Source organism: Paenibacillus agri, from assembly GCF_013359945.1.
Classification (GTDB): Bacteria; Bacillota; Bacilli; order Paenibacillales; family Paenibacillaceae; genus Paenibacillus_AQ; species Paenibacillus_AQ agri.
Genome location: NZ_JABWCS010000171.1, coordinates 1 through 13,027, shown reverse-complemented (window position 1 = coordinate 13,027; position 13,027 = coordinate 1). Strand labels below are relative to the sequence as shown.

The window sequence follows — 13,027 nt, the reverse complement described above, 5'->3', positions numbered from 1 at the left end:
GGAGCGCGTCCAGGTCGTGCTGTCGCTCCCTACGCGGGAGTGTGGATTGAAATTAAAGCAGGCGTAATCAAATAACCACAATACAGGCGTCGCTCCCTACGCGGGAGTGTGGATTGAAATCCAGAAGCTTATGTGAGAGTCTGGCGGAGATCACGTCGCTCCCTACGCGGGAGTGTGGATTGAAATTTATACAAGGTCCCTATAACCCGCGCCAGTTTAGTCGCTCCCTACGCGGGAGTGTGGATTGAAATCTTAGGTTATCACTGATATAATATCCTCTTCCTTGTCGCTCCCTACGCGGGAGCGTGGATTGAAATCACCTTATCCTTAAACATCCCCAAATGCCGCGCCACGTCGCTCCCTACGCGGGAGCGTGGATTGAAATTCAATAGTAGAGCATTTAAGTAGGCTTGCCGCTGGTCGCTCCCTACGCGGGAGCGTGGATTGAAATGTCTCCCAGGATAAGCACGTTGTTGTCCGTGTCCGGTCGCTCCCTACGCGGGAGCGTGGATTGAAATAACGATGAGAAGGCGCAGCACGAGCAGATTAAGAAGTCGCTCCCTACGCGGGAGCGTGGATTGAAATTAAGCTCCGGTATTCCAAGACAGGGGCCGAGGCGTCGCTCCCTACGCGGGAGCATGGATTGAAATATGTACTGGCTGTCGGCGAACTGAACCCAACGGTGTCGCTCCCTACGCGGGAGAGTGGATTGAAATTTCCCGGAGGTGACATCAGTGGACAAACTGGAAACGCGTCGCTGGGGGCGCTCCCTATGCGGGGAGTGCGAATCAAAATTCTATACTATAAGCTGAATCATTTCATTCCATAGCTCACCAGATGGGTGTGAGATACCAATATCTCCGGAAAAATAAAGGGAAAAACACCTGTTAAATCTCCTCAAAACGGCTGATGCTCAGAATTAACTGGAAAAACACCCGTTATTTCTGAGCATTTTGCCTTGAACGGCCTGCAAGTGAAATTTAACTGGAGAAAATACCGTTATTATGCGAATGGTAAATCAATTCGTGCAAATAACAGGAGAAAATCCCGTTAATATCTAAATAAAGTTTTTACTCCAACAAACCACTTTATAAAGCCAATGTTAGGCTACGGTGTGACAGTTACCCGCTTAGAGAATTGTCCTTTGATATTAGTAATGCCTAGTCGACGTTGTCTTATCTTTGTTCTACCCTACACTTCCTCTTGAATATTATCCTACATTCTACTTAGAAACCTCCCCAGAACTCTGCCCCTCAATCTCCGCCTTCTTCCGCGCACGAAAGCGCCGCACTTTCATAAGGTTGCCGCAGGCTTTGTCGTCGCAGTATCGTTTGGAGCGGTTGCGGGTATCATCATAGTAGACCCAGAGGCAGTCATCGTTCTCGCAGATACGAAAGCGCGAGGTTTCTTTTTCAAATAACGCTGTGGCAAAAGAGGCTGCAATCTCCGCCATCACCTGATCCCAGTGTTTGTAACGTGGCAATAAGTTCATCTCATAACGTTGATGTTCTGCATTCCAAGTAACTCTTCTGGTTACAGGCCCGGGCGCCATGTAGTAGTTCAACTGTTCCAGTAGCGCTGGGTCTCGTGGTTGTTCTTGCACAATATTTTGCACAGCGGCCCAGAGGAGGGACCGAAGCTGCTTTAATTGTTCCGTCTCGGCTTGATCTGGCAGAGCATCGGTCTCTAGACGATGTTGCTGCAACCATGCAGAGACCCATTCCGAATCCTCCAGCATGTCCCGATCCTTGCTGCGGTCTCCGGTCCGCCAATCCCGCCAGTAGCTATTAATGAAATCCCTCCACAACACGTTGCATTCCTCTTTCCCGTTCGTATCTTGAGTTACTCATAGTGTAACAGTTAAAATCTAATTTTACTAGTTACTTGAAGAGGCGATAAAAATATGCTACAGTCTTTCAGTAACTGTTATTTCATAGTTTAAGTCGTTACATATTACGATTTGGAGGTAGAACATGCAGAATAAGATCAGTGATGTTTTGCTGCAAAATTGGGATTATGCCATGGATGTGGAAGACTGGTCTCCGCCGCTTAGCGATGCGCTTGATGGAGTCAACAGTACCCAAGCGAGCTGGAAGCCGCAAGGTGAGGCAGGGAATTCGATCTGGGAGACGGTGAACCATTTGACGTATTATAAGGATCGCTTGCTGCGCAAGCTGAAAGGGCTGCCGAAGCAGCCTGAGCTGGAGAGCAACGATGATACATTCACAGTTACGGAGTCTGGGGAAGAGGCATGGCAGAAGGCAGTCCAACAGTTGAAAAGCATACACTCCCAGCTTCGGGAAGTGATTGAGGCACTGGAAGAGGGTGCTTATGATTGGGGCGGCTCGGGGCATGCTCCTGGCGAAGAGGTGATGAGCCTCATTCTGCATGATGCGTATCATACCGGGCAGATTGTGTTGCTTCGCAAGCTTCAGGGCTCTTGGCCCGCGCAGCGAAGCTTTTAGCAACGGGTGACCTTGCTCATTTGATAACATGAGGGCATCCTTGCCCCGGTATTACTGCAAAAAAAGCGGCCCCCGATAATCCGTAAGGATCTCGGGCGACCGCTTTTTTGTGATATCAGCACTTATAGGCTTCATTGAAGAGTAGAACAATAGCTAATAACGGGCTTCGCCCGGAAATTCATCGGCATTGCGGTAAAAGAACCAGCATTCGTTCAGCAGTTTGATCTGACGACGGTCTTTTTTGTAAAAAGCCTTCATCATCTGGTGACAGAGCCACTGCGGCACGGTAATCCCTCCCCTGGCATGCTTCGTAGGTTAGCATATGGGGGAAAGGGCCCAAAGGTGACCGTTATAAGCCAAATGATGTCGTTTTTTTACAAAAGAATTATCTTAATGCACGCCTTCTTCTTCCTCTTCGTACCACTGCTCCAATTGTGCTTGAAGCGCACGAATTTCGGTCAGCAGGGAGATCAGCGGGTAATCCTTCTTCTCCTGAACCGAAGCAAAAGCACTTTCCAGGACATTGATATAATCAAGCCCGGATTGCAGCGAGTAATCCTCGCGCAGCAGTTCCAGGGAATCGCATTCCGCAATCGCCTTTGGCAGGTCCGGCACATTGTCGGCAGTCAGCTTGTCGATCTCCTTATTGAGACGCAAATTCAGCGCGCTGAGCTGATAAGCATATTCCTCTGGCATTTCCACGAATTGAAGCTCTTGATGTTGCTGCAAAATTACATACCGCATTTTCGGCATAATCATTCTCCCTCCGTACTTGTCTTCCTTCTTGACAGTTTAGCCTATGCACAAGTTACAATTCAAGTAGAGATATTAATCCCCGTGGAAAGGACTTGGGAGAGAACACTATGGAAAGTATGAGCAATGAAGAGCTGCAGCAGTGGATCGAGCAGGTGTCGCGGGACAGTTTTGGACTGCCGTTCCGGCACAAGGCTTCTTTTAATAGTAGATTGTCATCTACCGGCGGACGATATTTTATCAAAAGTCATAATATAGAGATTAATCCCCGTCAGCTGGAGACCTTCGGGCGCGAGGAGACAGAGCGGATTATCAAGCATGAACTGTGTCACTACCATCTGCATCTGGCCAAAAGGGGCTATATGCACCGTGATGCGGATTTCAAAGCGCTCTTGAAGCAAGTGGGTGGCAGTCGCTTTTGTCAGACCCTGCCGGGTGCGAAGGCTCGCAAGCCGCTCCCTTATCGGTACAAGCTGGTGTGTACGGCATGTGCCACGGAATACCCGCGTAAACGAAAGGCAGATCCCAAGCGTTACCGCTGTGGAAAATGTGCGGGTAAGCTTAAGCTGTTCGCTTTGGAGTAACAATGGATGTTATCAGACGCATCCCGTGATTATATTAGCAATTTGTACAGCTAGCTTGGAGCTGTTGCGCGGGCGCAGGCCATTTTTCAATTTCAGACCATCCTCAAAAATGTCAGGGATAAGTTTCTCTGGGACCGTACCGGCTGCCGTGGTTTTCTAACGACAGCCGGTTTTTGTCTAACAGGTGGCCAATATTTTAGGAGGAACCTTCTGTTTTTAAGGACAGGTGGGGCAGGTCCAGGAGATACGTACAAATACACCTTTTTATGGATAAAATCGCACATCGTTTTGTAAGCGTTACCAACCTAAGATGGAGAGGAAGTCCATTTTTGTTAGAGGGGGTACACGATATGAAGCGATTCAGGTCCGCCATGGCGGGTCTGCTGGCAATGCTGCTGATTCTCTCCAGCTTCCCTGCTTACGCGGCCGACGGTGGTTCCGCCGGGACCGGAGGGACCGGGGCATCACAAATTCCTGCAGGTCCGGTACTGATCAAGAACAAATGGAAAAACAATTTTTTGTACGAGACCGCAAGCGGCATCGTCCGTTACGGAATGACCAATCCGGCGGATACATCATCGCATTGGCTGGTCGTGACGGAGAACGGTCTCTCACAGATTAAGAATGTGAAGACCGGTCACTATATTACACTTGCAGGTAACGCCGGGAAGGAGGATTCGCTCAAGACAGGTAACATCTCCGGCGGAGGAACGACAGCAGACAAATGGCTGATCGATACTTCGAACCGTGCCGGTTATATGGTCATTCGCAGTGCGACCGCACCGGATGCCAAACTGGTCATCCATCAGGAGAATCAGCTTGGCTATGCTCAGGTTAGTGCAGATATCAATGTTACATTCGAGAGTCCACAGTGGGCTTTTGTCGATCTGGATTCTGCACCTGTGCAACTGAAAAGCCGGCTGCACCCGGGACATGTCATGTATGAGAAAGATGGCAAAGTCCTGCACGGTAACAAAGATGCCAAGGATGAAACGGCTCAGTGGTATCTGGAGCCAAGCGAAAGCGGGACCCTGATGATCCGTAACCGTGCGACAGGACACTATATTAAGCAGGGCGAACCAAGTTGGTCTAGTGTCCTCTCGGTGGACATTGACCCTAGTAATGTGGGGCTCAGCCAATGGGTGAAGGAGGATGCACCAGGGGGAGATGGAACAGGCTACGTCACCCTACACAATTCCGCTCTAATTGAGGACAATCTCCCGCTATGGCTGAATCCACAGTACCCTGACGACAATGACGTTCGCTCCAACAATTGGCCGGGTAGTGCGGCGAATCACAGCGCCCAGTGGAAAATCGTTCCTGTCTCTGAGCTGCAGCCGATCCGACTGGCAACGTACACAGATGATCAAGTAGCTACAGATTTCTTGTATGAAGGTGATGGGGGTCAGCTTAAACATGGAACCATTGCATCGGATGCAAGTAACAACGGAGAATCATACTTATGGTATGTGGAGGATTACGACGGCAACAAGCGGATTCGCAATGCGGCTACGAATCATTATTTGACCCATACCGATGGCACAGTTAAGGCTGTTCAGGCAGGGGAGAGCAGTCTCACTGATCAATGGATTTTCAAAGAATCCGATGATGTTGATGATTATCAGACCATTGGCAATGCCGGTGATCAGGGCACTTATCTGGCTATAGGAGAAGGCGGAAGCGCAGGTGGTTCGTCTAATCCGGCCTCGCTAGCTGCGCAATGGGAGCTCATTGACCCGGCAACACCGGTTTCTGAGCACTATGTCCGTATCCAGAACGGTTGGAAATCCTTCTATTGGTATGAAAACAAGGAGGGTCTGCTGAAATACGGTAATATGCAAGAGGATCAGTCCGACCAATGGCTGGTGGAGAAGTATAACGGACGGAAGCTGTTCAAGAATCGCAAGACTGGTCATTACATCAATATTATCAGCATGCCGGAAGGCCACATTCAGGTCACCACGTTGACGGATAAGAATCAGGTCGATACCGGATTTATTTGGACGAGGAAAAATATGGGTGATAACAACTACGTCATCGCAAATGTGGCTGACAAGCAGCCAGGAGAACTTCCTACCAAATTTATTTCGCTGGAAAATATGACTAAATACGCAGAATACGGTGCCATTAACCCGACTTGGGGCAGCCCGAAATGGCGTTTTGTTCCGGTGACAGAGAAGAAGCATGATGTATTCCGATTCAAACTGAACAGTGTGAACGGAGAAGATCAGTATTTGAAAGACGGGCCATTGCCTGAACCTGCACTGGATCTGGCAGCGGTGAACGCAACCGTTACAAAAGCTACTTATAACCCGGAAGGCGACAATGCAGTCACGTCTGAAAATGGGCAGAAGAATGCACCAGAGCCATCACTTTCCGCACAATCGGCTGCGGCAGTTGCTGAGGACCTGACGGTTGGTCAGGCTACCTACGGTACGCTTGTACCGGGCGATGATTCTTTTATCTGGCAGCTGCAAGAAATTCCTGGCGCGAACAGTGTGAAAATCAAAAATAGAGGCACTGGCCGCTACCTTTCCCTGGAGCATATGGGCGGTGTTATTGAACAAGAAGAGCCGGCTGAGGCGGTTCAGACCTTAAAAACAGTATATGACGTATGGGCAAGCATTAAGTGGGCGGTTGATATCAAGGCATCCGGCGAAACGACTTTCAAAAGTGCTTGGGCCGGTCATTACCTGTACGGTGCGCCTGATCAGGATGGGCATGCGGTAATCAAAATCAGCAAAGCCGCAGATGCAGCGACACGGGACAACTCGCAATTCACTGCTGAACCAGTGAACATCCCTGAACCGCCAGTTCCGTCTTATCCGGTTCGCTTTAAGAATGCGGGTAGCGGGGATTATCTCTATGAGAATGAACACAGCGTAGTACTGTATGGGCAGCCGGCAGCGGATAACGGTTATTCGCACTGGATCATCTCAGCCAAGGACGGCAAGCAGTACATTGTGAACCGGGCAACCGGACACTATCTGACCCTGAGCGAAGAATATTCGTTCCTGGAGAGCGCGGGTGTGGAACCAGCAGCCGGCGGGGCCTCTGGTTGGGCTGTGAAGCTTTCTTCTGATGGGGTTAACTATACCATTCGGAGTTTGTTCGGATCATATGACGATGAGTTCGTCAATGTGGAGAATCGAACAGGCTACGCAGAACGCGGACTTTTGCTGGAATCCTCCGATTCTGTACACTGGGCGCTGGAACCAGCAACAGCTGATTTCAACACCCCTGCGGGCGAACCGCGTAATCAAGATACGGCTACACCGATTCTGAGCGATACCAACACCATTACAATTTCTCCTAAGGGAGTGAATGGCAAGGTACTCGCGGAAAAAGACGGGGCAGTCGTATACACAGAATCTGCAGATTCAGCAGCACACTCGCAATGGCTAGTACAGGATTTTAACGGGCGCAAGCTGGTCTTGAATCAAGCGTCGAAGAAATACCTTTCCGTTGATGGTAATGAACAGATTATACTAACTGCCAATGCTACTTCGGTGTCCACCCAATGGACTCTTGAGGAGAAGGTTGGCTATCAGTTGTTGGTTAATGCCAAGAACGGCAAAGTGCTTGCGCATAGTTCGAGTGAAGTCATTCTTGGGGCGGCAAAAGATAACGCGGCGCAATGGAGCTTTACTCCCGTATCTTCTGATGTTGTGTACCCGGGCAAAGATGCCTTCCATGGCGATCAAGTGATTCGTTTTGCTGTTAATGCGGCTACAGCAGGCGAATATATTGCTACACTTCGCTACAAGAACAATAGTGACAATGCAGCTGCCACGCAGCTGGATGTGAATGGGATTAAGCAAGGTTCTCCGTCCTTCAATGCTTCTTCCACATGGCGGAAGGTGCAGGTGAAGATGAAGCTGCGCGCGGGCATTAATACCGTTGCTCTAAGCAGTGACAGCACATCCTGGGGCGGTATTGAAGTGGACAGTCTAACTGTCCATAACAGTGTGAACAAAACCTATCGCGGAGCAACGCTGCCATACATTACTTACGAAGCGGAAGATGCCGTGACGAATGGTACGCTTATCGGGCCTTCCCGCTTGTACCGTAATGTCGCTTCGGAAGCCTCCGGGCGTGAGGCCGTGAGTCTGAATAACACAGGCGATTACGTTGAGTTCACATTGGCGAAGCCAGCTAATTCCATTGTGCTGCGCTATTCGATTCCGGACAGTCCAGACGGCAAGGGAGCCGAAGAGACCTTGTCCATGTACGTGAATGGTACTTTTAAACAGCAGCTGAAGCTGACTTCCAAGTATGCCTGGGAGTACGGAAGCTACCCGTGGTCTAACGATCCTGCTCAAGGCAGTGCACACCGCTTCTTTGACGAGATTCATGCACTGACGGGAGACCTTCCGGCTGGAGCGAAGATTACGCTGAAAAAAGACAAGGACGATCACGCATCCTCTTATATCATCGACCTTGCGGATATGGAGCAAGTAGCTCCGGCTCTCCGTCAACCGGCCGGATTCCTGTCGATAACGGAGTATGGAGCTGTGCCAAATGACGGCAAGGACGACACCGCTGCGTTCAAGGCAGCTCTTGCAGCAGCCAAGAGCAAAGGCATGGGCGTCTGGTTCCCGGCCGGCGAATTTGAGCTCGGCGATGGACTGCTGGATTTGGATTCCGTGCAAATCCGGGGTGCTGGTATGTGGTACACAACGCTGAATGGAGCCAAATTTGTAGGTCATGGCGGCAAGATCGGCGTCTATGATCTGTTGATCGAGGGCGGCATCAATGAGCGGGATGATGAAGCCATAACGAATGCATTCCATGGGGCTTTCGGGCAAGGCTCGGTAATCCAGAATGTATGGATTGAGCATACGAAAGCTGGTCTGTGGCTGACCCAAGTAACCGGTGAAAAAGCTCGCACGAATGGCCTGCATATGGTCGGCCTGCGCATCCGCAATCTGATGGCAGACGGCATCAACTTTGCTGTTGGCACTGCAAACAGCATGATGGAGCAGACCGACATTCGTTATCCGGGGGATGATGGTATCGCGATGTGGTCATTCACGGATCCGAAACTCAATGATGTTAACGGGGCGGAACGGACACCAAGTGTGAACAATACCGCACGGTTCAATACGGTATCGCTGCCTTGGCTGGCCGACAACATTGTAGTGTTTGGTGGTAAGGACAACAAAATTCAGGATAACATCGTTAAGGACACCGTTACCAACGGTGCTGGTATTGCGGTATCTACCCGCTTCTCGGCAGAACCTTTTGAAGGCACAACTTTTGTAGAGCGTAACACGATGATCCGTACCGGCAGCTATGATTCCGGTTATCGCCTGAATTTGGGCGCCTTGTGGTTGTATGCCGGGGAGAATGATATTAAAGGCAATATCAAGATTGAGAACAATACTGCACTGGACAGCACGTATTCCGGGCTGATCGCTCATGGTAGCATGAAAATGAACGGTGTCAGCATTGTCAATCATGTCATTGACGGTGCTGGAACGAATGGTATTGATGTGACGCCGGATCTGAAAGGTTCACTCTTGGCCGACAATCTAATTATCCGCGGGGAGCGGATGTCACTGGTATCGAATCCGGCCTCGGGCTTTATCATCAATGAGCTGAATCAGGGCGTAGCCACTGCAATCAAGCCGTTCACAATATCACTGGCAGACGGACAGAACGGACCTGTGGTACTGACTGTCGGTGATTCCGCCGAACTTACGGTCAAAGGCAAAGACGGAAGTGATCTGACAGATTCAGCAACGATAACCTTCGTCAAAGCAGACAATAAAGTGGCTTCCTTTGACGGTCATAAGCTGAAAGCTCTTAGTGAAGGAATAGCTCTCTTCACCGTGGCAGCAGAAAATGTGCAAAGAGAGTATTCGATCATTGTAAAGCCGGTCGGAGGCAAACCGGATGACGGATCTTCCGATGGCGATGATGGTATGGATAACAGTTACATTGATCCGGATGGGGGTAGCAACCCTGGAACCAACCCAGGAACGAACCCGGGTTCAAGCAACCCATCGGTTCCGGTTGTGACTCCAACTGCTGCCAATAATGATGCGCAGCTCAAAGCCAAGACGGCTGCAGGGCTGGCAGTGATCGAAATCCTAGCCAATGCTGACGGCACCGCCCGCTTCAGCGCAGAAGCCCTGCGTAATGCGGCAACGGCAAGTCCTAATGCCGTGCTTGTGATACAGAACGGCGGCTTGGAATATCGCCTCCCGCTCAGCCTGGTGGCAGATGTGCTGAAGGGTGCTGGACATCCAGACGGCACGCTGGAGTTCAAGCTGGAGCCGCAAAGCGGCACAACACTTGAACAGTTGATCGCTAAAGCGAAGCAGCAAGGCTTTACCGTGAAGGGCATTCCAGCAATCTTTGGTCTGAGTGTATCGGATGGTAAGACTTCCGTACCGGTGTCTGGATTTGGTACGACTCATGTGGAACGCACGCTTATCGTCAAAGAGGTGCTTAATCCGCAGACAGCCGTAGCCCTGCTCTACGATCCAGTGAAAGGTACCTTCAGTTATGTACCGGCGGTATTCACTGTAGAAAATGGAGTTACGAAGGTTACCGTGAAGAGCAGCAATGCCAACGGAATTATCGCAATTGCTCTGCACCCGGTTACCTTCACAGATGTGACCGGACACTGGGCAAAGGCTGAGATTGAGCGTTTGGCTAGTAGACTGATCGTCAATGGACAGTCTGCCGGACAATTTGCACCAGCTGGCTCCGTCAGTCGTGCCGAGTTCGCAGCTATGCTGATTCGCTCGCTGGATCTTCAGCCGGGTAAAACAGCCGGAGCTTCGTTCAGTGACGTACCGGCAGCCGCTTGGTACGCAGAGTCTGCTAAAATTGCAGCGCAGCTTGGACTTGTTCAAGGATATGAGGACGGCAGCTTCCGTCCGAATGCTTCCATTACCCGGGAGCAAATGGCAGTGATGGCTGCAAGAGCTCTCAAGCTGCTGAATGCAGCTGAGGGTACAGGAAAGGGCGCTGCCTCCTTTAAGGATGCAGATAGTATCTCCTCCTGGGCTACAGAAGCGGTAAATCTTCTCACTGCTACCGGCATTATGAAGGGGCAGACAGCCGACAGCTTTGCACCTGGCAGAAATACGAGCCGTGCAGAAGCAGCGGTTATCCTGACACGTGTGCTGGGAGCAGCTGGACTGCTGAATAACTGAATCTTTTAAACGTAAAAGCCGCCGAAAAGGAGAGCTACTCTTCCTTCTCGGCGGCTTTATTTTACATAAACGGTCTATTTAATCTGTGAAAGTACCAGACTGATCTTATAGTTGCCATACCCCAGCAGTTCATCCAGAAAGGTACTTAGTTCCTCCTGGCTGGTCGCGCGCACGCGCATCCAGTAGCAGCCCTCGCCACTGACCTTGTGGATTTCTTCCACCCGGCGATCCTCTTTGGCAAAGGCCAGGAATACAGGATGTGCCGCATTGGAGGCCAGAAAAACCGTCACAAACGCGTGGACGTTCTGTCCGATTTTTCCCGGATTCCAGCGCACGGTGTAGCCCTCGATAATCTCCAGCTCACGCATTCGGCGGATGCGTGCGCCAACGGCTTGCCCGGTCATATGGACCTGTTGTCCGATCTCTTTATGGCTGAGTGTGGAGTCTTGAATTAACTGCTGGAGAATGCGGTAATCTACATCATCTATCAAATGTTGCGACATTATCGTGAAATCCTTTCTGCATGAAAGTAGATCGGGGCAATCTCTTTCTGCATCAAATGTATTCTTTTAGGGTGTTTATCTATAATTAAATTGTAGCAAAAGATATCGTAAAGAAGAGGTGTTTTGGATGAAACTACAACTAATCCGCAATGCGACGCTATGGATTGAATACGGCGGCGTGACCTTTCTGGTCGACCCGATGCTTAGTGAACAAGGCGTGAATCCTCCGATCTTCAACACGGAAAATGACCGCAAAAACCCGCTCGTGCCGTTGCCGGGTAACGTTCAGCAGTGGCTTCAGCCGGATGCTATTCTTGTAACGCATCTTCACCCCGATCATTGGGATGAGGCTGCGGTGTCGCTGCTCCCGCATAGTATACCTGTATTATGCCAGGATGGAAATCAGGATACCATATCTACACAAGGTTTTGAACAAGTAACAGTAATCGAGCCTTCCCTTACATTTCGTGGTGTGACCATTACTCGTACCAGCGGCCAGCACGGCACCGGAGATATCGGGGAGTTGATGGGGAGGGTGTCCGGTTTTATTTTTCAGGCAGAAGGGGAGCCGACGCTGTACATCGCTGGAGATACGATTTGGTGTGAGGATGTCCGCCAAGCCCTTGATACGTATACGCCTGACTGGACCGTTGTCAATGCCGGGGGCGCTCGCTTCCTGACGGGCGGGCATATCACGATGGATGACCAGGATGTGGTCGACCTGTGTGCGTATGCACCGCAGACTTCCGTCGTTGCCGTACACATGGATGCCATTAATCACTGTCTCGTTACTCGTGAGAAGCTGCAAGCCAGATTGGAGGAAGAGGGACTGCTTAATAGAGTGGCGATTCCGCAGGACGGAGAATGGTTCGGGCAGTAATTCCAAGATCCTCGCCATATGGCGAAAGGGGCAATGGGTGCAAGAGGTGCGAATCCCAAGCTAACATGAAATTCCCGGGTCATTCGCATCCTTTGCTACCACAGGCTATTTCCGCTTATTGCGCTCCAATCGTCGAAGTTTTAGAATGGAAAAGAAGAGGTTACACTTTTACGCCTCAAAGCCCTTGTTCCACAAGGGCTTTGAGGCGTGGCTGTCGCTCCCTACGTGGGAGCGTGGATTGAAATGTGATGTGGCGTCTGGTAGGAATTTGTTGTACTTGTCGCTCCCTACACGGGAGTAACAATTAATTAGTAAATTCAAGATTCAATTCAAAAGACCAGGCGTCATTCTGGTGAAGATAAAGTTTTAAGTCACAAATTTCTACCCCTCAAAGCTTTTATCAATGAGAATTGGCTCTAACTCCTCAACTAACAGCATTTTTGTACCTTATATTCATTGAAAAGAGGTAAATAAGAGAAATAACGTCATTTTTGTATCTTATTTTCGAGAAAAGTACGCTGAAAGGCGTATTATGGAAAAATTAACGTACAATATGAATTAGACTAAAAAGTGGACACGGTAAATCCAACCCATGGATAATAGAATAAACTCCAGAAGAGGTGGTAGCCGTGGCAGAACGGAAGCGATACAACAAACAGTTTAAAGAAGAAAC

General features: G+C 50.0%; 8 protein-coding genes and 1 CRISPR repeat array. Of the genes, 4 read left to right on the top strand and 4 right to left on the bottom strand.

Going from position 1 to position 13,027, the window contains the following annotated elements:
* Positions 1-21 precede the first annotated feature (21 nt).
* Positions 22-716: a CRISPR direct-repeat array (repeat unit 32 nt; unit sequence GTCGCTCCCTACGCGGGAGCGTGGATTGAAAT).
* Positions 717-1,222: 506 nt separating this feature from the next.
* Positions 1,223-1,810, bottom strand: coding sequence for a CGNR zinc finger domain-containing protein (locus HPT30_RS01090; protein WP_175369708.1), 588 nt, complete (start codon positions 1,808-1,810; stop codon positions 1,223-1,225).
* Positions 1,811-1,973: 163 nt separating this feature from the next.
* On the opposite strand from HPT30_RS01090, the gene HPT30_RS01085 reads away from it, so the two are divergent.
* Complete coding sequence (locus HPT30_RS01085; protein WP_175369707.1) at positions 1,974-2,465, top strand: DinB family protein; 492 nt, start codon at positions 1,974-1,976, stop codon at positions 2,463-2,465.
* Between the two features lie 153 nt (positions 2,466-2,618).
* Here HPT30_RS01085 and cmpA read toward each other — a convergent pair whose 3' ends face one another.
* Positions 2,619-2,750 (bottom strand): cortex morphogenetic protein CmpA, encoded by a 132-nt coding sequence (gene cmpA / locus HPT30_RS01080; RefSeq protein WP_139084739.1) that lies wholly within the window; start codon positions 2,748-2,750, stop codon positions 2,619-2,621.
* A gap of 105 nt (positions 2,751-2,855) precedes the next feature.
* Entirely contained in the window at positions 2,856-3,218 is a 363-nt protein-coding gene (locus tag HPT30_RS01075; protein ID WP_066367416.1) for a hydrolase/acyltransferase, read from the bottom strand.
* A 119-nt stretch (positions 3,219-3,337) separates the two neighbouring features.
* Between HPT30_RS01075 and HPT30_RS01070 the strand changes: the two genes are divergently transcribed.
* Positions 3,338-3,802: a SprT family protein gene (locus tag HPT30_RS01070; protein WP_175369709.1), complete on the top strand. Its 465-nt coding sequence runs from the start codon at positions 3,338-3,340 to the stop codon at positions 3,800-3,802.
* A gap of 350 nt (positions 3,803-4,152) precedes the next feature.
* Positions 4,153-10,971 (top strand): S-layer homology domain-containing protein, encoded by a 6,819-nt coding sequence (locus HPT30_RS01065; RefSeq protein WP_175369706.1) that lies wholly within the window; start codon positions 4,153-4,155, stop codon positions 10,969-10,971.
* A gap of 74 nt (positions 10,972-11,045) precedes the next feature.
* On the opposite strand, the gene HPT30_RS01060 is transcribed toward HPT30_RS01065, so the two are convergent.
* Positions 11,046-11,474 carry an Lrp/AsnC family transcriptional regulator gene (locus tag HPT30_RS01060; RefSeq protein ID WP_175369705.1) on the bottom strand — a complete coding sequence of 143 codons (429 nt, stop codon included), beginning with the start codon at positions 11,472-11,474 and terminating at the stop codon, positions 11,046-11,048.
* A gap of 127 nt (positions 11,475-11,601) precedes the next feature.
* On the opposite strand from HPT30_RS01060, the gene HPT30_RS01055 reads away from it, so the two are divergent.
* Positions 11,602-12,354, top strand: a complete 753-nt coding sequence (locus HPT30_RS01055) for an MBL fold metallo-hydrolase (protein ID WP_175369704.1) — start codon at positions 11,602-11,604, stop codon at positions 12,352-12,354.
* Positions 12,355-13,027 lie beyond the last annotated feature (673 nt).